The following is a 22,947-nucleotide window of genomic DNA, read 5'->3' as shown; positions in this document are numbered from 1 at the left end:
GGTATATTTTTAAATAATTATTCGGATTTGGATGTTTTCCGTGATCGTGAGGATGGATCTCTGTGAAGAAATTAAAACGAAGCGCAAGGCTGGTTGAAATGACGCAGTACTTATTGTCTAGACCGCATACGGTTATTCCGTTGACTACATTTGCCGAACGCTATGGAGCTGCGAAGTCGTCGATCAGTGAAGATTTGGCGATTATCAAGGAAGTGTTCGAAGAAGGTGGTTCGGGAGAACTGCATACACTGGCTGGAGCAGCCGGGGGAGTAAAGTGGATTCCAAAGGTGTCCAGAGAACTGGCACTGGCTTTTGCAGAACGACTTTCTACCCAGCTCGCGCAGCCGGATCGGATACTCCCTGGTGAATATCTGTACATGTCCGACCTGCTTGGACAGCCCGCATTGATGAATGAAGCCGGCAAGATTTTTGCAACGGCCTTTGGCAATATGAATATTGATGTGGTGATGACGGTCGAAACCAAAGGGATTCCACTTGCTTATGCGACCGGAGCCCAGCTCAACCTGCCTGTAGTGCTCGTGCGCAGGGACCATCAGGCTACGGAAGGATCGGCCGTAAGTATCAATTATGTATCCGGGTCCCATAAAAGCCTACATACCATGTCCCTATCTCGCAGGGCAATGCGTGAGCACTCCAGAGTGCTCATTGTAGATGATTTTATGAAAGCTGGGGGAACCGTCCAAGGGATGATCGACCTATTGGCCGAGTTTAATGCCACGGTAGCCGGGGTAGGCGTATTAGTAGAATCTGGATCGGTTGATTCGGAAGAACGACTGCTGACGGATTACATATCTCTGGCGAAGCTGACGGCGGTTGATGCGAAGAGCAGACACATTTCCGTCAAGCCTGGCAACTATTTTGACCTGTAGAATCATGACGAATTACATGTCGGGAAAGGTTCTTTTCCATCGACCTGGCACTAACATTGTCGAATTGTGTATTAAATAAAAAAATTCCTGAAATTAGGACATTTTTGTGGTTATAAAAAGAAGGAGTTCGTATGTGCTGTGTGGAATTATACACCAAGTTCTGATGGAAAAAGGTGGTGAACACACACATGCAAATTACGGATGTCAGACTCCGCCGTGTTAACTCTGAGGGGAGAATGAAGGCTATCGCATCCATTACCATCGATAACGAATTCGTCGTTCATGACATTCGCGTCATCGATGGCAATAACGGAATGTTTGTTGCTATGCCGAGCAAGCGGACTCCTGACGGAGAATTCCGTGATATCGCCCACCCGATCTCTTCCGGTACTCGCGAGAAGATTCAAGCAGCTGTTTTGACTGAGTATGATCGCGCAGCAACTGAGGAAGAAGTCATTGAAGAAGGTGCCTGAGAACATTATTGGGGTTCGAAGGAAAAGAGAGCCATGTCTTATGGCTCTCTTTTCTTTTTGACCGGAATAAGATATATTCAGTATTGAGTTTATTCACAGAAGAGCATTTTCGCAGCTTAAATGTTGCAAAATGTTGAAAGAACAAAAAGCGCAGCGTGCGCTTGGTAACAGGGCGGCATCTAGGAATCATGGGAATCGGTTAAGCTCGCAAGTACACGGCGTATACATATAGGTCACGATTTGTTGGTGTCCGCGTTGTTACGCGTGATTACAGAGACAGCAGGCGATGAACAAGACCGGCGCAGGGCCGGCTGAACGTTACTCATCGGATATATACAGGTAAGGTCAGACGATGGGTTTTTCAGAACAGGAGGTCGTAAATTTTGAAAAGAATGGCAATCGTTCTTGCGGCAGGGCAAGGCAAACGGATGAAATCGAAATTGTACAAGGTACTGCATCCCGTATGCGGTAAACCGATGGTGGGTCACGTGCTGGATGCAGCTCTTCGCGCAGGCGTTGAACGCAGTGTCGTTGTGGTCGGTCACGGTGCCGAAGCGGTGCAGTCATTTTTGGGTTCCAGAGCAGAGTACGTGCTTCAGGCTGAACAATTGGGAACAGGACATGCGGTGAAGCAGGTTAAATCTCTGCTCGGCAGTGAAGCAGGGTCAACCATCGTTGTCTGTGGAGATACACCACTTGTGACCAGCGAGACGCTGGAAGGACTGATGAAACTCCATGAGAGCCGCGGAGCAGCAGCAACGGTACTCACAGCTGAACTGGACAATCCCAAAGGGTACGGCCGCGTTATTCGCGGAGAAGATGGTTCTGTACAGCGCATTGTGGAACAGAAGGATTGCACGGAGCAGGAAGATGCTGTGAACGAGATCAACACAGGTACGTACTGCTTCGATAATGCTAAATTGTTCGCTGCGCTGGAGAAAGTGACGAACCAGAATGCTCAGGGAGAGTACTATCTCACTGACGTGGTTGGCATTTTCCGTAATGATGGAGAAGTGGTGGAAGCCTACATGTCAGATGACATCGCGGAATCCATCGGAGTTAATGATCGACTTGCTCTTTCACAAGCAGAAGCGTTCATGCGTGAACGTTTGGCGGTAAAACATATGTTGAACGGTGTTACAATCATCGATCCGGCATCGACATATATCGGGGCGGATGTTACCATTGGATCAGATACAGTATTGTATCCGGGTACCATACTCAAAGGTACAACTACCATTGGTGAAGCATGCCATATTGGTCCTCAGGCAGATGTGGAAGACAGTATCATTCAGGATGGGGTTACAATTAAGCATTCTGTACTGTCACAAGCCGAGGTTGGATCAGAAGCAACTGTAGGTCCATTTGCTTATTTGCGTCCAGGTACCAAACTGGGCCGTAAAGTAAAAATTGGTGACTTTGTTGAAGTGAAAAATGCTACAATTGATGAAGGCTCCAAAGTATCTCATCTCAGTTATATTGGGGATGCTAAAGTAGGGAAAAACGTAAATGTTGGATGCGGGGCAATAACGGTGAATTATGATGGATATAATAAAGCTGTAACGACGATTGAAGACGATGCGTTCGTAGGCAGCAATGTCAATCTGATTGCACCTGTCACGGTAGGAAAAGGCGCATATGTTGTTGCGGGCTCTACCGTTACCCATTCAGTTCCCGACAATGATCTCGCGATTGCCCGCCCACGCCAGGAGAACAAACCTGGATATGCGGAGAAAATCCGTGGTCGTGCCAAAGCCAAGAAACAAAATGCCAAACCCGAATAAGGGGTATTGATATTAAGAATTGCCTCCCGAACATCGGGGGGTGCCGACATGTCGCAGACGCTTATAGATTCCAATGAACCAGCACGGAGGGTTTTTATTTTATGACTTATTTTGATTCGAAATTAAAAATATTTACTTGCAATTCTAACCCCAAGCTTGCCCATCAAATTGCTGATTATATCGGAATTCCTATGGGTGAATCTCACACAACTAGCTTCAGTGATGGTGAGATCCAAGTGAAACTCTCTGAGAGTGTTCGGGGCTGTCACGTTTATATCGTGCAGTCTACTTGCTTGCCGGTTAATGACAACCTGATGGAAATGCTCGTTATGATTGATGCACTTAAACGGGCATCTGCCAAGACGATTAACGTCGTTATTCCGTACTATGGCTATGCTAGACAGGACCGCAAGGCCCGTTCGCGTGACCCGATTACAGCCAAACTGGTTGCTAATCTGATCGAAAAAGCGGGTGCAACCCGTGTAATCGCGATGGACTTGCATGCAATGCAGATTCAAGGATTCTTCGATATTCCGGTTGATCATCTGCTCGGCGTGCCGATTTTGGCTCAATATTTCCGCTCGAAACAGATCGAAAATCCGGTTGTTGTATCGCCTGACCACGGCGGCGTAGTACGCGCTCGGAAACTGGCGGACTTCTTGAATGCACCTCTCGCAATTATCGACAAACGTCGTCCAGAGCCGAACGTCAGCGAAGTGATGAACATTATCGGTAACATCGAAGGTAAAACAGCAATTCTGATCGATGACATCATTGATACGGCGGGAACGATTGTATTGGGAGCGAATGCTCTGATGGAAGGCGGCGTGAAGGAAGTATACGCTTGCTGTACTCACCCAGTATTGTCTGGACCTGCGATGGAACGCTTGGAGAATGCACCGCTGAAGGAAGTTATCGTAACGGATACCATTCCGATTACGCATGCTAATCCGACAAGCAAACTTAAAGTGTTGTCTGTAGCACCTTTACTCGGAGAAGCCATTATCCGGGTTCATGAGGAATTGTCAATCAGCAAGCTGTTTGAAATTGAATAAGGATGTCTGCATAAAGTAGTAGAGGGGTTACGTTTTCCGGATCAATGGAAAATGTAACCCCTGTCGGCGTTCCGTTATATTGGAAGTGAAGCAGTTGCCTGCCGGATTTCTAGTATCCGGGGCGGGAGATAAAACGGAACCGGCGCCGATGAAAAAGAGTGTCGGCAATTTCGACAAATTGATTATCGAAACGTGTGATTAGTCCGATCTCAATATGGGTGTCGCGGTCATATACCTGTACAGGTATATGATATTCCAGATGATAGATAAAATCGCTATGTTGAGTCAGTTGTCCGTTGTCTTCGCGCAAAACCCGCTCACCTTCCTGGGTTGATGAATAAAAGCTGTAAAAATAATATAAGTTGAACTGACGTTTACACCAAAACGGGAGTGCAGAACCAATCTGAAGAAGCGGAGCGTGCGCCTGAAAGCTTTCTGCAAGAATGCTACTTCGGAAGCATAGGCTATCACCGGATTTTTCCCTTGGATCAAGAGAATAAATAAAATCTGGGGATAAGAGCGATCGAAAGATGGTACTGCTATCGGAGTGATTAGGTGTAATTATCGTTCAAATTATATAACCAATTCGAATCTCACTTTGTTGATATTATATGAAATATAACATTCGAAGTCTATGCTTCACCTTAGGCTGATCCGAAGGAGGGAACAAGATGAAGTGGATTGTCGGCCTCGGAAATCCAGGCCCGAACTACGCTAAAACCCGTCATAATATTGGCTTTATGGCACTTGATCGACTTGCAGAGCGCCATAATATTTCCATAACGCAGAGCAAATGCAAGGCGCTGATTGGAGAAGGTGTAATTGGTGGCGTCAAAACGGTGCTGATTAAACCAATGACGTTTATGAACCTGTCCGGTGAGTCGGTAAGGGCTTATATGGACTTTTATAAAGTTAGTCTGGAAGACCTGATTGTCGTCTACGACGACATGGACACAGAAACAGGCAAAGTCAGATTGCGTTACCAGGGCAGTGCAGGTGGTCACAATGGAATCAAATCCATTATCCAGCATACCGGTACACAGCAGTTTAACCGGGTACGGATGGGAATATCCCGACCAGAACCGGGACATGCCATTGTAGACTACGTGCTGTCGAAGTTTATGAAGAACGAAAAGGAAGCGCTCGATCAAACGATCGAACAGACCTGTGATGCATTGGAATATAGTCTGGATCATACGTTTGAGCAGACGATGGCCAAGTTCAACGGATGAACCGCTGCAAGTGACACTGGAAAAATGATCAAGATTCGGGTTCGATTCGGTCTTAATGGGCATACTGGACGTATAAACCATGTTCAGGAGGCATAAACATGTCAGTGAATTATGTGTGTAGGCATTGCCGTACTTTTATTGGACGAATCGATTCTGCACGGATAACGGAAGCGCAATTGGGCTTTCATTTCTTGACCCCCGACGAGCGGAGGGATATAATAGCGTATAATTCCGGTGGCGATATAACCGTTCGGATTACATGTGATTATTGCAAAGAAGCTCTGGAGTTCAATCCTGAGCTGAGCCTGCTTGCGAGTCCGCTTCAATAATTAACTCGCCCGCAGCAAGAACTTATGACAGATGATGGCGGCTGCGGAATACCGCTCCACCTTTATAGCCTTGGCAGCCTGCTGAGGCTTCTTTTCAGTTGGGATGAAACCAGACTATATCCAAATTAGCCCCCAGCCACATCAAACGGATGTGGCAAAGTAGCGATTAATCCTTTATGATGAAACAGGACAAAAAGGAATTTGTATCCAATTTTTAATGTGGTGAACCTGCGCGCATGCGTGAGATACTCAAGTAAGTTATAAGAGAGGTGCCCCTTTTGTTACAAGCACTTATACAGGCTTTTTCCAAAGATCCGGACTTCGGGTCCATTACGGCCGGGATTACATCCGGCATGAAAGAGCAATTGGTTTCGGGCTTATCCGGTTCGGCGCGTCAGATTATGCTGGCTGCTCTACATCAGGAAATGAACAGACCCCTGCTCGTTGTGACACACAATATGTTTTCCGCTCAAAAAATCGCAGAAGATTTACAGGAAGCGCTTTCACCTGATCAGGTGTTGCTCTATCCTGCCAACGAACTTGTTGCCGCTGAAGCTGCTGTTTCCAGTCCGGAAACATTGGGTCAGCGTATTGACGTGTTGGTCCGTTGCGCCCAGGGATTTAGGGGCGTTGTTGTTATCCCGTTTTCCGGGGTACGGCGCTATGTTCCACTTCCAGAAGTGATGGCTAATGCTCAGATTACAATTAAACAAGGCAATACGCTGGAGCTCGATGCATTCCTGCTGGAGATGGTGAAGCTCGGATATGAACGTGTAGAGCGTGTAGAATCACGCGGTGAGATGAGCGTGCGTGGAGGAATTATTGATTTCTATCCAGTCACATCGTCCATTGCGTATCGTGTGGAATTATTCGACGATGAGATCGATTCCATTCGTACATTTGATCCTGCAGATCAGCGTTCCATTGAACGAATTGACGAAGTAACGGTTCTGCCGTGCAAAGAGTTAATTGCAGATCGTGAACGTATGGAGAAGGCTGCGGATGCGGCCGTTATTTTGCTTGACCAACAGTTGGAGAAAATGACGGACCGGCAGGCGAAGCTGCGTCTGCGAGAAGAAATTCATCGCGAGATCGAACTTCTGCGGGAGCATGTGTATTTCTCCGAAATGTACAAATATATTTCACCGCTCTATCCGGAAAACAAGACGATCTACGACTACATGCCAGAAGATACGTTGCTTGTACTCGACGAGCCAGCAAGGCTCGCGGAGACGTCGAAACAGCTTGACCGAGATGAGTCGGAGTGGAATCTGCATTTGATGCAAAACGGGAAGACCCTTCCAGACCTGCATCTGTCGGCCGATGGGGATGATCTGATATATGAACGTCCATTCCAGACGCTGTTTATGTCCATCTTTTTGCGTCAGGTTCCTCATACCCAGCCGCAGAATATCCTCAACTTTATCAGCCGTGGAATGCAGGACTTCCATGGTCAGATGAACGTGCTCAAAGCAGAGATGGAGCGCTGGCAGAAAGCCGGAGTTCAGGTGCTCATGCTGGCTAACGGTGAGGAAAGACTTGATCGGATGCGCCGGGTACTCATGGACTATGATATCCCTGAGCCGGAGATGCTTATTGGCAACTTGCAAACGGGTTTTGAAATGCCTTCTATTCATCTGGCTGTCGTCACCGAAGGCGAGATGTTCTCACAGAAGCAACGCAAAGTACGCAAACCGATTCGCAATGTGGACAATGCTGAACGAATTAAATCCTATAGTGAGCTGAAAGTGGGCGATTATGTCGTTCACCAGAATCACGGGATTGGTAAGTATCTCGGGATCGGCACACTTGAGGTTGGCGGTATTCACAAGGACTACATGCATATTCTCTATGCAGGTGGAGACAAACTGTCTGTACCGATTGAGCAGATTGATCTAATTCAGAAATATGTCGGTTCGGAAGAGAAAGAGCCGAAAATATATAAGCTGGGCGGCAATGAGTGGACACGGGTTAAAAATAAAGTCCGCACATCTGTACAGGATATTGCTGATGATCTAATCAAGCTTTATGCGGAACGTCAGACGTCAAAAGGTTTTGGCTTCGACAAAGACTCTGCGGAACAGCAGGAGTTCGAGGACATGTTCCCTTATGATGAGACACGTGATCAGGTGCGTGCCATCGAAGAAATCAAGAAGGATATGGAACAAAATCGTCCGATGGACCGTTTATTGTGTGGGGATGTCGGTTACGGCAAAACCGAGGTCGCTATCCGTGCTGCATTTAAAGCTGCCATTGAGGGGAAACAGGTTGCTGTATTAGTCCCTACAACCATTTTGGCGCAGCAGCATTATGAAACGTTCCGTGAGCGTTTCTCGGGTTATCCATTCAACATTCATGTACTTAGCCGATTCCGTTCACGTAAAGAACAGAACGAGACGGCCAAAGGTATTAAGGCAGGCACCGTCGATATCGTCATCGGTACCCACCGGTTATTGTCACAGGATCTAGTCTTCAAGGATCTTGGGCTGTTAATTGTAGATGAAGAGCAGCGCTTCGGTGTAACGCACAAGGAAAAACTGAAAAAGCTGAAGACAAACGTGGACGTGCTGACACTGACAGCAACGCCGATTCCGCGTACCCTTCACATGTCCATGCTGGGCGTTCGGGATCTGTCGGTTATTGAGACTCCGCCAGAAAACCGTTTTCCGGTACAGACGTATGTCGTTGAACACAGTCAGGCACTTGTTCGTGAAGCGATTGAACGTGAATTGGCTCGTGGCGGTCAGGTCTACTACTTGTATAACCGTGTTCAGGGAATTCAGGAGATGGCTGCGGAAATTTCCGAATTGGTGCCTGAGGCCAAGGTTGGTGTGGGACATGGCCAGATGTCGGAAACGGAGCTGGAGAAGACCATTCTGGACTTCCTGGATGGTGAGTACGACGTACTTGTCAGCACTAGCATCATCGAGACTGGGGTAGATATTCCTAACGTAAATACTCTGATCGTGCATGACGCGGACAAAATGGGGCTCTCCCAGCTGTACCAGCTTCGTGGACGGGTGGGACGTTCCAACCGGATCGCGTATGCCTATTTCACGTACCAACGGGACAAAGTGCTGACCGAAGTTGCTGAGAAACGTCTGCAATCGATTAAGGAATTCACCGAACTGGGTTCGGGATTCAAGATCGCGATGCGTGATTTGTCGATCCGCGGCGCGGGTAATCTGCTCGGAGCTGAACAGCACGGCTTTATTGCGTCTGTCGGATTCGATCTATATTCTCAGATGCTGGCAGAGGAAATTAACAAACGCAAAGTTACGATGCTCGGCGAAGAGCCGGTGCCATCCGATCAGTGGAACACAACACTGGATCTCAGTATCGATGCATACTTGCCGTCTGATTATATTTATGACAGTATTCAGAAGATTGAAATTTATAAAAAAGTGGCGGTTATTGCCTCCTTCGACGATGCAATGGAACTGGAAGACGAATTGGTTGACCGATTCGGAGATCTGCCGGAAGCCGTGATCAATCTGCTGGCGGTGGCCAGAATGAAAGTCTATGGCAAGATCTACGGTATTGAATCAATCTCCCAACGCGGAGATGATCTTACAGTGAAATTCTACGAAGGTCGAGAACATGCATTTGAGCTCTCAAAAATCGCACACATTGGAAATCAGTTCGAAAGACGTGTACAATTTGAACAAGGGCCCCATATGCTTATTCATGTCAAGGGCAAAGGGCTTGGGGACAAGCAACTGATGGAGCTGGTAGAGAAATTTCTGGAGTCCATGAAAAGTGCTTTTAAATCAAAGGGGGAACTAAAGGATGTTAGCAAAGTATAAAAAAGTAGGGAAAGTACTGTCTGTGAGTATGGTAGCAGTACTGTCCTTATCACTGCTTGCTGCTTGTGGCAAGAAGGAAGAAGCGAAAACAGAACCGAAGGATACAAGTGCTGTAGTCGCTACGTATGATGGCGGTACAATTACAGCCAATGAATTCGACATGGAGCAACGGGTCATGAAATTCCTCTATCCGGAATATGCACAAATGATGGATATGGATGATTTCAAGGAGTACCTGGTAAAACAGGAAGTTGCTTATGAATATTTGAGTGGAAAAGCAAGTGATGCAGCCAAAACCGAGGGTGCCAAAACAGCGACAGAGCAATTCGACAAAATGAAAGCTTCTGTTCAAGCTGACCAATGGACTGAGATGCTGAAAGCTCAGAATCTGACAGACCAGAACATTAAGGATTACATGACTCGCATCATGACGGTAATTAAGGATAAAGAAACGGGCGTTACTGAAGATGCGATTAAAGCTGAATTTGAGAAAAATAAAGATCAGTTCACAACGGCGTCTGTTCGTCATGTACTGATCAATTTCACTGATCCAAAAACGCAAAAAGAGCGTAAAAAGGAAGATGCTCTGAAACTTGCGAAAGAAGTGAAAGCGAAATTGGACGGCGGAGCAGACTTTGCTGAAATCGCGAAGAAATACTCCGAAGACACAGGTTCTGCAGAAAAAGGCGGCTTGTATGAAGATACACCTGTAGCCAGCTGGGTAGATGCGTTCAAAGAAGCTGCTAAAACACTGCCATTGAACAAAATCAGTGATCCTGTAGAGACTGAATATGGTTATCACATCATGAAAGTAGAAAAACGTACAGAAGCGGACTACACGAAATTGACTGCTGAACAAAAAGAAACACTGAAAAGTCAATTGGCCGCTGCTGAGATCGACACATTCATGACCAGTGAACTGGACAAAATCGTTAAAGAAGTAAAACTGCCGAAAACAGACAAAGCTGAAGAAGGCACGACTGAGGGTACTACCGGTACAGGAACGGAAAAGGGTACTGAGGGTGAAAAAACCGATGCGGGTACGGATACCAAAACGGATCAAGGAACAACTGGAACCGACAAGGATACAACAACAGGTGAAGGTACAGATACAAGCGGTAAGTAAAATAGCGAGTGCACACATTCAGCAAATACGTTTGTCTGGGTGATACACTGAACGCTTCTAATATGGACAACCATACAGAAAAGCAAGGGGGGGACTTAAGGCCTCCCTCTTGCTTTTCCTTGTATCTGTGGAGCAAAGTGGGTACATGGTCTCCTTCTGTGGAAGTTTACACAACTATATTCTCCAAAGTATGTATAAGGAAATGGGAACAGATGAATACTATGGTCAAGATATCACACTAAACGTTCTGGGACTTTCCTCTACCCATTAAGGAACAGTAGTTGAAAAATCTTCTCGAGAAAGTGGGGCAACATGTGAAATGAAAGCTACTGGTATTGTCCGCCGTATAGATGACCTCGGTCGAGTGGTCATTCCGAAAGAAATCCGCCGTACGTTACGTATCCGTGAAGGCGATCCACTTGAGATTTTTGTGGACCGCGATGGAGAGGTTATTCTTAAAAAATACTCGCCGATTGGCGAACTTGGTGATTTTGCCAAAGAATATGCAGAATCGCTGTATGAAAGTACAGGCCATGTAACGATGATCTCTGATCGTGATACGATTATTACCGTGGCAGGTGGCTCCAAGAAAGAGTATCTGGATAAGCAGGTAGGTCCTCTGCTGGAGAGTTGTATGGAAAACCGGAAGACGATTTTGGAGACCAACAATGGTTCTTATGAGCTTAGCAAAGATCATGACGAGACGTTATCGTCTTTTGTTATTGCCCCGATCATTTCAGGTGGTGACCCCATCGGAACGGTTATCCTTTTCAACAAGGATGAATCGGTGAAGATGTCTCAGATGGAAATTAAAATGTCCGAGACAGCTGCCGGGTTCCTTGGCAAACAGATGGAGCAATAAATAGCAGATCAACTCCTGGTGCCCAGAGGGCAACCAGGAGTTTTTGCATTTTAGGGAAGCTGTAGATAGTGTGGATGATGTCCTGAAGTGCATGGTGTCTTGAAGGGTTAGTCTGTGCGCCTTGGGACAGGTATAATAGCTAGGTATACTTTGAAGGAATGAATGCACGGACATACGCAGGAGGGACATATGAAACAGTTGTCTACAGGCTCAAGATTGCTTCAGGGCGCATTTGTGCTTGGGCTTGCCGCCATTATATCCAAAATCATTGGTGCTTTTCAGAAGATTCCGCTACAGAATCTGGGGGGAGACGGTGTTTTTGGCATCTACAATACGGTGTACCCGTTCTATATGCTCATCATTACCCTTGCTGCTGCAGGGCTGCCTGTGGCTGTATCCAAATTCGTAGCCGAGCAGAATGCTCTTGGTCGACCGGAGGAGGGCAGACGGGTTATACGCTTGTCCTCGATGCTGCTCGGTGGAATTGGACTAGCGCTGGCCTTGTTGATGTACATAGGTGCACCGCTTATTGGAGATCTGATTGGAAACGGAAGTGTCGTACCGTCCATTCGGGCAGCTTCAATGGCATTGTTGTTTGTACCGGTGATGACAGGCTTGCGCGGATATTTTCAGGGGTTGCAGCAAATGGTGCCTACGGCGGTATCCCAGGTGGTAGAGCAAACTGTTCGGGTCACGGTGATGATTGTTCTGTTGTTGTGGCTCATGGGACAGGACGCTTCATTGGAGACCATTGCAGCTGGAGCCATGATTGGTTCAGTGGCAGGAGGGTTTGCCGGGTTAGTTACGATGCTTGGATATGTGTACCATCATCGACGGAAAAATGGGGAAATGCTCGCTGTTATGAAAAGTACTGAGACAGCTGAGCAAATGGAGAAAACCAAAGAACACCGAAGCGGGGGGAGCAGCCTTCTGTCTGAGGAGCGGCGATCCAACGGTGAGTGGATGCGGACGCTACTGATCTATGCCATTCCGGTTTGTCTCGGATCACTGGCTGTGCCATTGATGAATTTGGTGGATACCTTTACGGTACCCCGACTGCTAAGACGAGAAGGGTTGGATGAGCTTCAATCTATGGTGTCCTTCGGGATTTACAACCGGGGCTTGCCGCTGGTTCAGTTGGTGACGATGCTTGCCACGTCGCTGTCTGTGCTCTTTATTCCGGCGATGGCCGAAGCCAGGCTGAAAGGCGGGCCAGAAGCCGTGAGGCAGCAAGCAGGCCTTGCGCTGCGCTGGTTCTGGTTGATCGGCCTGGCGGCATCCGCAGGTCTAGCGGTGCTGGCAGAGCCGATTAACCGCATGCTGTACGGCGATGCCGCAGGCACCGAAGCTCTGCGGTACATGGCGCTGACGGCTGCGGGCAGCACCGTCAGCATTATCGCGGCGGCGCTGCTGCAAGGCCTCGGCGCCGTGCGCGCACCCGCGTTCAGCATGCTGGCCGCCGCAGGCGTCAAGGCGCTGTTGAACGTCATGCTTGTGCCGGCGCTGGGCATCAGCGGCGCGGCCCTGGCAGGCGCAGTCGCCTACATGCTGGCGGCTGGCCTGAATGTGGCGCTGCTGGCGCGACTTGTCGCCATGCGCCCGGCCCCGGGCGCCGTTCTGGCGAAGCCGGCGCTGGTGATCGCCGCCATGAGCCTGGCGGCGGCAGGCACGGCCTGGGCCGCCGAAGCAGTGCTCGGCGGCATCGGTATCGCGGCCGATCGTAGGCTGGCCGCGATGGGCGTGAGCCTGCTAGGCATAGCCGCAGGCTCGGCCGTGTTCTTACTGGCCGCGGCCCGGACGAGGCTGCTGAGCGCCGCAGAGCTGGCGGCCGTGCCCAAGCTGGGGCCGCTGCTGGCGAAGCTGCTGCGCAGACTGCGTGTGCTGCGCTAACCCTCGCGTTGCGCTGCTACAGTTAGCGCTACGTCAGCCATTCAACCCGGATCCCACATTAAAGCGGAGCAAAAGTGATTGAATGAGTCACACCGTGTCATATGCAAATGCAATTATAGGATAACGTCTAATTCTGGTATAATACGTTTAATTATAGAGCCCTGTTCTGTACTATGTATGACCCATCCAAGATTGGTTGACCAAGGATGGGGAGTCGGAACGGGATAGTTCGGATGGAGGCTTATAAAGATGAGTGCAACTTTGACAGTAGTCGGTCTTGGATCTGGAGATGCAGATCAGCTAACGGTAGGAATCATCAAAAAAATGAAACATGCAGCGACGCTGTATGTACGCACACTGGATCATCCCGTATTGAATGATCTCAAGCAGGAAGGGTTGGAGATGACATCCTTCGATGCCATCTATGAGGCGAAGGATTCTTTTCCGGAAGTGTACGACGAAATTGCAGATCGACTGATTGAGGCCGCACGCAAGGGTGAGCGGGGTACCGAGATCGTTTATGCCGTGCCAGGGCATCCCATGGTCGCTGAAGCGAGCGTACGCCTGTTGAAGGAGCGCTGCCCAGAAATGGGCATTTCGCTGCGCGTTATGGGTGGGGAAAGCTTTCTGGATGAAGCGTTTATTCGTCTTGGATTCGATCCGATTGAAGGTTTTCAGCTTCTCGATGCCAGCAGTCTGAATACGGAACTGGTGCAGCCACAGCTTCATACCTTGATTGGACAAGTATATGATGTGTTTACCGCTTCCGACGTAAAACTGTGCCTGATGGACGTTTACCCTGACGATTATCCGGTATTTGTCGGACATGCCTTGGGTGTACAGGGACAGGAGATCATACACAAGGTGCCGCTGCATGATCTGGATCGGATTGAAGGGTACGGTAATCTCTCATTGATATATGTGCCCAAGAATACGGATGACGCGCTTCGTCGGCGCTCCTTCGCACGACTGCATGAAATCGTGAATATCCTTCGCAGTCCAGGTGGCTGTCCATGGGATCAGGAGCAGACCCACCAGTCGATTCGTAAAAACCTGATTGAGGAAACCTATGAAGTCATTGAAACGATTGATGAAGATGACCCTGATCACATGAAGGAAGAGCTGGGCGACCTCCTGTTGCAGATTTTGCTGCACTCCCAGATGGAAGAAGAGGTTGGCACATTTAACGTGTACGACGTTATCGAAGGGTTGAACGACAAGCTAATTTTCCGTCATCCGCACGTATTCGGTGAACAACAGGCAGAGAATGCGAATGAAGCGTTGCAAAACTGGGAACAGATGAAGGCAGAGGAGAAAAAGCGCAAGGGACAGGATCTACAGCAGACTTCTGTGCTAGACGGTATTCCCCGCGACTTGCCTGCCTTGATGAAAGGGTACAAATTACAGAAAAAAGCGGCTAAAGTTGGCTTCGATTGGGATGACGTGGAAGGTGTCTTTGCCAAGATTGAGGAAGAGCTGGCAGAGCTAAAAGAAGCAGTGCAGCATAACCAGTCTGCGGAAGAACGGAAGCTGGAACTGGGCGATTTACTGTTTGCAGCTGCCAATGTAGCGAGATTTATTGATACCGATCCAGAGGAGGCGCTTGCCGCCACCAATCGGAAATTCATTCAGCGTTTCCAGTATATTGAGGAGCGTCTGCGTGAACAGGGAAGAACTCCATCAGACAGCAATGTCGATGAAATGGAGCAATACTGGCAGGCAGCGAAGAAGGCTGGATTGTAAAGGGTTCTGGCATTTTGGGCGCTGATCCGATATCATTAGTTGCATCATGCGTATCGTGTCGTCGAAGCATCTCGGGTGCGGTTGCACGAGAAACCGTGTGATTAATGCAGAGGCGTTTCGGGTACTGGACTTAGACTGTTCTTGGGCAGGACCGACAAAAAGTGAAAAAAGTCGAAGACCGAGGCAGGATTTCAGATGCCAAGCCAGAATACATGTGTAGTAACCTTGCGCGGAGCCAACAGCAGCAGATCTGTTGTCACGGATTCGCAGATACTTTTTTTTCAATTTGGGAGGCTTTTAAAAATGAACAAAACAGATCTGATTAACAACATTTCCACCAAAAGCGGTTTGACTAAAAAAGACGTTGAGTCCGTATTGAACGGCTTTTTGGGAGAAATTACAGATGCACTTGCCAGCGGAGACAAAGTACAACTGATCGGCTTTGGCACTTTTGAGACCCGCAAACGTTCCGGTCGTACCGGACGTAACCCGCAAACAGGGAATGAAATCGTGATTCCTGAGTCCACCGTTCCTGCGTTTAAAGCAGGCAACAAACTTAAAGAAGCCGTAAAATAATGCGTCTTGATAAATTCCTGAAGGTCTCCCGGCTGATCAAACGCCGCACCGTAGCCAAGGACGTTTCCGAACAGGGACGTGTGCTGGTGAACGGACGTGAAGCGAAGCCAAGCGCCGCTGTCAAAGTGGGCGATGAGCTTACGGTTCAGTTCGGTCAAAAGCTGGTCACCGTGAAGGTGGAACGTCTTGCCGAGAGTACCAAGAAGGATGAGGCGAGCAGCCTCTACACCTTGGTTAAGGAAGAGCCGATCGCCAAGGATAACGGTCTGAACTGGTAACAGGGATGCCTGATATACTTTTATACACATTCATTGTAAAATGAAAAGAAACGCCTTTCCCGTATAGGGAAGGGCGTTTTTGTGTTCAACCGTTATCCGGACATTTGCTTTCATCCAACCTTGGTTCTATTCTGCACTTCTGATCCATAAGCTAGGGTTAAGAAGGAGGGGTACATGCCATGGTTGAGCAAAGTAAGACGAAACAGCATCATCTGAGCATGCAGAATCGGAAACTGCTGGATCTGACGGGTGTCTCCAATGTGGAGAGCTTCGACAGTGAGGAATTTTTGCTGCAAACTGAACTTGGGCATCTGACCATCCGGGGGCACAATTTACATATCAAAAACCTGAGCCTGGAGGACGGTTTGTTATCCATCGAGGGCACTGTCAGTTCTCTTCAATATCTGGACCCCGGTTCTCAGTCCAAAAACGGTAAAGGCCTGTTCGGCAAGATGTTCCGATGAGTCCGGATACTCAATGGATCACATTGATGTGGATGCTGATGTCGGGAGCCGTGATGGGGATGGCCTACGACAGTTACCGGGTACTGTCCGGTCAGCTACGGTTCCCGAGATGGAGCGTCCACACGCTAGATCTGTTGTATTGGGTCGCTTCCGCGCTGTTCGTCTTCCGGATGCTGTACGCCGGAAACCACGGACAGCTGCGGTTTTATGTCTTTTTGGGGCTGATTATAGGGGTTTGCTTCTATTTTTGGCTTTTAAGTGTTACAACCCAGCGTTTTGTGGTAATGTTAATTAAACTCGCAAGAACGCTGATTCATTGGTGTGGACATATCCTTAACATCCTGATCGTTATGCCCGCTAAAGGACTTTACAAGCTAGTGCGTGTATTATTTGGTTTCGTACTCGCCATACTGTTATTCCTGGGTAAGCTGGTGCTGCAATGTTTGGTACCTTTCGGCAAGTTGTTCCGCTGGATGTTTAGGCCAATCCTGAAACATTGGGTTACGCCACACTTCCTGATCCGTGCGGGTTCAAGTATCGCAGCGATGTGGAAACGCTGGTTTTAAGGAGGTCCGATAATGGGTAAAACACCTATGAACAAATCAAAAGCTCCAGCAGGCCAAGGAAAATCTGCAGGTGCCAAAAGGCGTCTCATGCTATGGATGACCTTTATGGTTGTGTTTATCATTTGGGCAGGATATACGTTCCTTGTGCAGACTGCGCAAATTTCGGACAAGAGTTCTCATCTGGCTGCCCAGCAATCTTCAAAGGAAGAGACGTTGAAGAAGCTGGATCAATTGAAGTACGAAGTCAGTCGGTTGAAGGATCCCGAATACATAGGACAGCTGGCTCGGAAAAAAGGATACTATCTGCCTGAGGAAACACCAATTCAGGTTGAAGAGTCAGGGAACTGATGTAATTTGGCTCATTATCGAGCAAGGATTGTTATCTATGTGTCTGAAGCCGTTATACCGGAAAAAATAGGCTACCTTAAGGGGTAGTGCTCAGTTGACCTTGGTTTGCGGCATAAGGTATAATTAAATTAGCACAGCATTGATTTTGGCATTCAAAAAATCGGGTTGTATATTTTTAAGGGAGGATCATTTTATTCTATGGCAATTGAAGTGGGCACCAAGTTAGAGGGCAAGGTGACAGGCATCACGCATTTTGGAGCATTTGTGGATCTGTCAGGAGGTGTCACGGGTCTCGTTCACATCTCGGAAATCGCCGACAATTATGTCAAAGATGTCAACGACCACCTGAAGCTTAATGACCTTGTTACCGTTAAGGTCATCAACGTTGACAAGGATGGCAAGATTGGGCTTTCCATTAAGCAAGCTGTTGACAAACCGGTTGAGCAACAAACACAGTCCAGACCCCCAAGAGCTCCTAGACCGGAACGCAGTGGAGGAGATCGCGAACGATTCAGCGGTGGAGGCCCAAGTGGTGGCCAAGGCCGTGGAGGCGGTGGCGGTGGTGGTGGTTTTAACCGTGACCGCGGAGGCCGTTCTTTCAAGCCCGCAGCAGGCAAACCTTCATTTGAGGATAAAATGTCACGCTTCCTGAAAGATAGCGAAGAACGAATCTCTTCGCTGAAGAAGAACACAGAAGGCAAACGTGGTGGCCGTGGAGCCAAACGCGTGTAATCTGGTTCAACCTGATTTAAAATATAAGAAAAACCGTTAGCCTTGGGGCTGACGGTTTTTTTGCGTTTGTTTTTAATTTTGGAGTTTAACCGTTCAGATATAGACAATTAACTGGATTCATAGCCGTTTTTGTAAAGTGAAGCTCCATATCCCCAGTTTTTCTGCACAAGAAAAAAAGTACATAAGAACATTTGTCGCCTACCATTTTTTACCGACAGGTTTCCGTGGCATTCCACAGGTATCCTGCTCAAATCGTGGCGATGACGAAGCGCGTCCGGTTCAAAATCAGACAAGTGCCTTGTCGGCAAGGGTTGTGGCAAATGGATGAAACCACAATAAGGCCGGGGGTTCCGCACCACCGCGCCGCGTCTGTTTCTTTTGTCGTAAAGTTTTTGGACCCTACCCACCAATTGTGACAAACTACGTCTTCTATTCTATCTATAATCAGAACCATCGAGAACGAAACACGAAAATTAAATTAATCGAATGGGGTGCCTTGAGGATGATGGAAAAGTGGAATGTCATTCAATTTCCGGGAATGAAAGCTGGTAAAGGAGGTACAGAAGCTCGGGAGGAGCTGTCGGTACGTCTCAAACAGTGGATTAGCTCCCGCAAGGCCGTCCAGATCGTTGCTGCACGTAAATGGGTGCTGCTTCTTACCTTTATGGGATTTTTGCTAGGTAAGGCCATGATTCTGAATGAATTATCACCCTTTGCGATTGCTTACTTTGCGGTTATCGCCTTCATGCGCAGGGATTATATTATTCCGGTAGGAGCTGCGTTGCTGGCAGGAAGTCTCTTCGCCCCGTTTCCGGTACCTCTGATTGTTGCTTCGGAGCTCGCTATCTTCTATCTGTTGTTCAGAGGACTGGAGTCTTATGACCGCGCTGAATTATCTTATGCGCCAACGATGGTGTTTACGACTACTTTTATGGTCAAGTTATTCGCCGTCGTTATTGGGCCGTCTTTCAGCTGGTACGCCATGCTAATGCTCACGATGGATTCCGTACTCAGCTTTGTGCTTACCTTAGTTTTCATACAGGCCATACCGATCTTCACGTATCGCAAAAAAAAATTCAACCTAAAGAACGAGGAGATCCTCTGTCTGATCATCTTGCTGGCTTCCGTAATGACGGGGGCGGTGGGCTGGACGATCCAGTCCCTGTCTGTAGAGCATATGCTCTCTCGTTATCTCATTCTAATCTTCGCGCTGGTGGGCGGAGCCCCCCTCGGAGCATCGGTTGGGGTCATTACTGGTCTCATTCTGAGTTTGGCCGATATGTCGGCGGTATATCAGATGAGTCTGCTTGCTTTTGCTGGTATGCTGGCGGGTATGCTCCGGGAAGGAAAACGTGCGGCGGTTGCTCTGGGCATGCTGCTCGGTTCCTCTATCCTATCCATATACCTGGGTGGACCGGGAGATGTCATGAACTCCTTATGGGAGACATGCGCAGCCATTGTTCTGTTTATGTTAACGCCAAAAAGTATGCTGACGGCCATCTCCAAATATGTTCCTGGCACTCAGGATCACACGAAATCGCAACATGAATATGCGAAGAGAATTCGGGATGTCACCGCAGAACGGGTTACCCGCTTCTCTCAGGTATTCCGTCAGTTGTCACGCAGCTTCGATCAGATGTCCGGCGCGGGGGAGCCGGTACAGAACGAAGGCGGGATGGAACACTTCATGAATGCCGTAGCCGAAGGCACATGTTCGGGTTGCTTTAAGAAGGATCAATGTTGGGATGCGAAGTTTATTCAAACCTATAAATACATGACGGACGTGATGAGTTCCATTGAAGCCAACCCGGAGATGTCAGGCAAGCAGATTCCGGTGGAATGGAACAGGGTATGTGCGAAACCGGAGGACGTACTTGAAGTGATGCGTGCCCAGTATGGTCTGCATCAACATAACATGCAATGGAAACGTCAGATTATAGATAGTCGACAGCTGGTTGCAGAGCAATTATCAGGGGTATCCCAGGTGATGGAGGACCTGGCGAAAGAAATTCAACGGGAAAGTGAGGAGATGGTACAACAGGAGGAGCAGATTCGGGATGCGCTTGAGTCGTTGGGTCTGTCCATACATTCTATTGAAATCATTAATCTGGAAGCGGGGAATGTGGAAATTGAGATTGTTCATGCCTATACACGCGGATTTGACGAGTGCCGGAAAATAATTGCTCCGCTGATCTCGGATGTACTGGACGAGCATATTGCCGTCTTGAATGAGACCATGCTCGATCCTCGCCAAGGGCTGGCGACAGTCACCTTTGGTTCTGCCAAAACGTTCGAGATAACAACCGGTGTTGCTGCTGCCGCCAAAGGGGGAGATGTGATGTCCGGGGACAGTTTCAGCACGGTTGAACTGGGTAACGGGACCTTTGCAGTTGCGCTTAGCGATGGCATGGGCAATGGCGAACGGGCACGCATGGAGAGCAGTGCTGCGCTAAATATACTGGAGCAGTTGTTACAGTCGGGCATGGATGAGAAGCTGGCGATCAAATCGGTGAATTCCGTTCTGATGCTGCGTTCTCCTGAAGAAATGTATGCAACAGTGGATATGGCTCTGATCGATGAATATACGGCAGAGACCACGTTTATGAAAATCGGCTCGACTCCAAGTTTTATTAAACGAGGGCAGGAGGTTATTCAAGTTTCGGCAAGCAATCTGCCGATTGGCATTATCAAAGATATTGAGGTGGATCTGGTAACCGTACAGCTTCAGCCAGGGGATGTTTTAATTATGATGACAGATGGTATCTATGATGCACCGGGGTATGCCGTCAATAAAGAACTATGGATGAAGCGGCTCATTCAGGAAATTGATAGTGATGATCCTCAGGAGGTAGCAGACTGTCTGCTTGAAAGTGTTATACGTTATCAGCAACATGAGATCTATGATGATATGACTGTAATTGTAGGCAAAATAGAACATTATCGCCCGGAGTGGGCCACATTGAGAGTACCCGGAATAAGCCGGATGGAGCGTCCGCGCACTGTCAGTTAATTGCATATTCCTCTGTTTGAAGTCTCTTCATTCTGGCAATGCTAGTCATAGAGTTGGAGAGTAACCCAAAACGGAGGGATATCGGATGAAACAAATCTTGTTGATCACCGACGGTTGTTCCAATGTAGGCCCAAGTCCAGTGCTGGCTGCGGCGGAAGCGCGAGAAGAAGGAATTACGGTCAACGTGGTCGGCGTTATTGATTATGGAACCATTGGTGAGTTGGGTAGTCGGGAGATCGAGGATATTGCCAAAGCCGGAGGTGGAATTAGTCAGATCGTAGGCACAAGACAGCTTGCCCATACGATGCAGATGATGACAAGAAAAACGGTGGTTCAGACCATTCAACAGGCGGTTAATAGAGAGTTAACACAAATTCTGGGAGAGCACGAGCCGAAAACGGTAACAGACCTTGAACCGGCAAAACGTGCGCAGGTCGTTGAAGTGATGGATGATATGGCCGAGACAACACCACTTCAGGTCGTGCTTCTCATTGACGTAAGTGCCAGTATGAAGCCGAAGCTTGCTGCGGTGGAGGAAGGGATTCGCGATTTAATGCTTAGCTTGCAGGCACGTATGGGTCAGAGCCATCTTTCCGTCTTTCATTTTCCTGGGCGCCATAGCGGAGAAGAAGCTGTCATGGATATCGACTGGACAGTTGACCCGAGCCGTGTTCGTTCACTATTTGGACGTTTGCAAATGAAGGGAGCGACGCCGACAGGTCCTGCGATTCAAAGGGTGATTGATTTTTACCGTTATGGTACACTGGAGGGACAGCAGGAAATAGAAGGGAACTATCGCATTGAAAGAGAAGGGATGCTCGGTGACAACGTTGTCTGACGCCTCTTTCCCGCCAGGAACAGTCATCACAGGGAAATGGAATCGCAGCCGTTATACGATTCGGAAGCTGCTGGGCAAAGGAGCCAACGGCATCGTTTTTCTTGTCCAGCGGGGTGAGAATGGCAAACATTATGCGCTTAAAATGGGATTTGACCCAGTAGATCTGCAATCGGAAATTAATGTGCTCAAATCTTTTCAATTACAGCGTAATCATGAGGCCCTTCGGCAGAGTGGCATTCCTTCTTATCTGAAAGATGTGGATGACTACGCTATTCGTGGTCGTGATATTCCCTTTTATGTGATGCGTTACGTTCGGGGGGAGTCTTTGCACCACTTCATTCGGCGTCAGGGAACGGACTGGACACTTCTGGTTGGACTCAGACTATTGCAAAAGCTGGCTCAATTGCATCAGGCTGGATGGGTGTTTGGCGATCTCAAACCTCAAAATGTACTGGTATCGGATTATGGGCAGGTAGAACTTATCGACTATGGCGGAGTGACTTCTATCGGCCGGAGCGTCAAGCAGTTCACTGAATGGTATGATCGCGGATTCTGGAATGCAGGCAGTCGAACAGCAGACGGTACCTATGATGTGTTTGCTTTTGCGCTATTATTGATTCATGTACTTGAAGCTGATGCACTCAAAGCGCTAGCTGCAGAGGGATTACCTCAACTGCGAAGTGTAAATCAGCTCACAGCTCTCGTGGAGCGCAGCGAACGTCTCCGCCCTTTTCGAAACTGGACTATTCAGGCATTACGAGGTCAATTTCAGGATGCCGGACACGCGGCTAAGGTCTGGAAAGAGATGATGGCACGCCCTTCTCCTCTTCGTCGCCGTTCCAAGAGTACAACTCCGCGTTGGCTCAAAAATGCATTTGCCGTCTCCGTTATATTACTTATTGGGGTACTCATCTATGCACTGCGATTCTGACCTGTGAGAGTGCA

Annotated in this window: 21 protein-coding genes; 20 read left to right on the top strand and 1 reads right to left on the bottom strand. The window is 48.3% G+C overall.

The features are described 5' to 3' along the window. The first annotated feature begins 62 nt into the window (after window positions 1-62). The 4 genes from purR (at window position 63) to BLS14_RS30865 (ending at window position 4,202) form a co-directional block, all read left to right on the top strand. The gene (gene purR, locus BLS14_RS30880) at window positions 63-890 is read left to right on the top strand and encodes a pur operon repressor (protein ID WP_064641410.1); all 828 of its coding nucleotides are present in this window, start codon (window positions 63-65) and stop codon (window positions 888-890) included. Window positions 891-1,078: 188 nt separating this feature from the next. Further along, window positions 1,079-1,363: a septation regulator SpoVG gene (gene spoVG / locus BLS14_RS30875; RefSeq protein WP_017691372.1), complete on the top strand. Its 285-nt coding sequence runs from the start codon at window positions 1,079-1,081 to the stop codon at window positions 1,361-1,363. A 392-nt stretch (window positions 1,364-1,755) separates the two neighbouring features. Continuing rightward, the gene (gene glmU, locus BLS14_RS30870; RefSeq protein ID WP_371121682.1) at window positions 1,756-3,147 is read left to right on the top strand and encodes a bifunctional UDP-N-acetylglucosamine diphosphorylase/glucosamine-1-phosphate N-acetyltransferase GlmU; all 1,392 of its coding nucleotides are present in this window, start codon (window positions 1,756-1,758) and stop codon (window positions 3,145-3,147) included. A 101-nt stretch (window positions 3,148-3,248) separates the two neighbouring features. Beyond that, complete coding sequence (locus BLS14_RS30865) at window positions 3,249-4,202, top strand: ribose-phosphate diphosphokinase (protein WP_017691370.1); 954 nt, start codon at window positions 3,249-3,251, stop codon at window positions 4,200-4,202. Window positions 4,203-4,311: 109 nt separating this feature from the next. On the opposite strand, the gene BLS14_RS30860 is transcribed toward BLS14_RS30865, so the two are convergent. Then, window positions 4,312-4,512 carry a hypothetical protein gene (locus BLS14_RS30860; RefSeq protein WP_064641977.1) on the bottom strand — a complete coding sequence of 67 codons (201 nt, stop codon included), beginning with the start codon at window positions 4,510-4,512 and terminating at the stop codon, window positions 4,312-4,314. 361 nt (window positions 4,513-4,873) lie between these two features. Here BLS14_RS30860 and pth point away from each other — a divergent pair, with 361 nt between their 5' ends. From pth to BLS14_RS30780, 16 genes are all read left to right on the top strand, one after another. Beyond that, on the top strand, window positions 4,874-5,434 hold the full coding sequence (gene pth / locus BLS14_RS30855) for an aminoacyl-tRNA hydrolase (protein WP_063567548.1): 561 nt from the start codon (window positions 4,874-4,876) through the stop codon (window positions 5,432-5,434). Window positions 5,435-5,532: 98 nt separating this feature from the next. Then, entirely contained in the window at window positions 5,533-5,763 is a 231-nt protein-coding gene (locus BLS14_RS30850) for an anti-sigma-F factor Fin (RefSeq protein WP_024633714.1), read from the top strand. Between the two features lie 278 nt (window positions 5,764-6,041). Then, the gene (gene mfd, locus BLS14_RS30845; protein WP_063567549.1) at window positions 6,042-9,569 is read left to right on the top strand and encodes a transcription-repair coupling factor; all 3,528 of its coding nucleotides are present in this window, start codon (window positions 6,042-6,044) and stop codon (window positions 9,567-9,569) included. Then, entirely contained in the window at window positions 9,553-10,695 is a 1,143-nt protein-coding gene (locus tag BLS14_RS30840) for a peptidylprolyl isomerase (RefSeq protein WP_063567550.1), read from the top strand. The genes mfd and BLS14_RS30840 overlap by 17 nt, the downstream gene beginning before the upstream one ends. Before the next feature lie 319 nt (window positions 10,696-11,014). Beyond that, complete coding sequence (gene spoVT / locus BLS14_RS30835) at window positions 11,015-11,557, top strand: stage V sporulation protein T (protein WP_024633717.1); 543 nt, start codon at window positions 11,015-11,017, stop codon at window positions 11,555-11,557. 189 nt (window positions 11,558-11,746) lie between these two features. Continuing rightward, a complete protein-coding gene (locus BLS14_RS30830; RefSeq protein ID WP_090955701.1) occupies window positions 11,747-13,447 on the top strand; it encodes a putative polysaccharide biosynthesis protein in 1,701 nt (566 codons plus the stop codon). 249 nt (window positions 13,448-13,696) lie between these two features. Further along, the gene (gene mazG, locus BLS14_RS30825; protein WP_090955699.1) at window positions 13,697-15,190 is read left to right on the top strand and encodes a bifunctional methyltransferase/pyrophosphohydrolase YabN; all 1,494 of its coding nucleotides are present in this window, start codon (window positions 13,697-13,699) and stop codon (window positions 15,188-15,190) included. A gap of 303 nt (window positions 15,191-15,493) precedes the next feature. Next, window positions 15,494-15,766 (top strand): HU family DNA-binding protein, encoded by a 273-nt coding sequence (locus BLS14_RS30820; RefSeq protein ID WP_017691362.1) that lies wholly within the window; start codon window positions 15,494-15,496, stop codon window positions 15,764-15,766. Beyond that, window positions 15,766-16,044: an RNA-binding S4 domain-containing protein gene (locus BLS14_RS30815; protein ID WP_024633720.1), complete on the top strand. Its 279-nt coding sequence runs from the start codon at window positions 15,766-15,768 to the stop codon at window positions 16,042-16,044. The genes BLS14_RS30820 and BLS14_RS30815 overlap by 1 nt, the downstream gene beginning before the upstream one ends. A gap of 179 nt (window positions 16,045-16,223) precedes the next feature. Next, window positions 16,224-16,508, top strand: a complete 285-nt coding sequence (gene yabP, locus BLS14_RS30810) for a sporulation protein YabP (RefSeq protein ID WP_053778920.1) — start codon at window positions 16,224-16,226, stop codon at window positions 16,506-16,508. Continuing rightward, complete coding sequence (yabQ, locus tag BLS14_RS30805; protein WP_063567553.1) at window positions 16,505-17,074, top strand: spore cortex biosynthesis protein YabQ; 570 nt, start codon at window positions 16,505-16,507, stop codon at window positions 17,072-17,074. Before yabP ends, yabQ begins: the two co-directional genes overlap by 4 nt. 12 nt (window positions 17,075-17,086) lie before the next feature. Next, entirely contained in the window at window positions 17,087-17,422 is a 336-nt protein-coding gene (locus tag BLS14_RS30800; RefSeq protein ID WP_063567554.1) for an FtsB family cell division protein, read from the top strand. A 198-nt stretch (window positions 17,423-17,620) separates the two neighbouring features. Continuing rightward, window positions 17,621-18,154, top strand: a complete 534-nt coding sequence (locus BLS14_RS30795; protein WP_063567555.1) for a S1 domain-containing RNA-binding protein — start codon at window positions 17,621-17,623, stop codon at window positions 18,152-18,154. A gap of 502 nt (window positions 18,155-18,656) precedes the next feature. After that, window positions 18,657-21,164: a stage II sporulation protein E gene (spoIIE, locus tag BLS14_RS30790; RefSeq protein WP_170867968.1), complete on the top strand. Its 2,508-nt coding sequence runs from the start codon at window positions 18,657-18,659 to the stop codon at window positions 21,162-21,164. 85 nt (window positions 21,165-21,249) lie between these two features. Next, complete coding sequence (locus BLS14_RS30785; protein ID WP_064641402.1) at window positions 21,250-22,002, top strand: vWA domain-containing protein; 753 nt, start codon at window positions 21,250-21,252, stop codon at window positions 22,000-22,002. Next, window positions 21,986-22,933, top strand: coding sequence for a serine/threonine protein kinase (locus BLS14_RS30780; RefSeq protein ID WP_024633727.1), 948 nt, complete (start codon window positions 21,986-21,988; stop codon window positions 22,931-22,933). The genes BLS14_RS30785 and BLS14_RS30780 overlap by 17 nt, the downstream gene beginning before the upstream one ends. Window positions 22,934-22,947 lie beyond the last annotated feature (14 nt).

The sequence above is a fragment of the Paenibacillus sp. OK060 genome (genome assembly GCF_900101205.1).
In the GTDB taxonomy this organism is placed as follows: Bacteria; Bacillota; Bacilli; order Paenibacillales; family Paenibacillaceae; genus Paenibacillus; species Paenibacillus marchantiae.
Note: the sequence above shows the minus strand (reverse complement) of the source record. Positions and strands in the feature narration are given on the sequence as shown.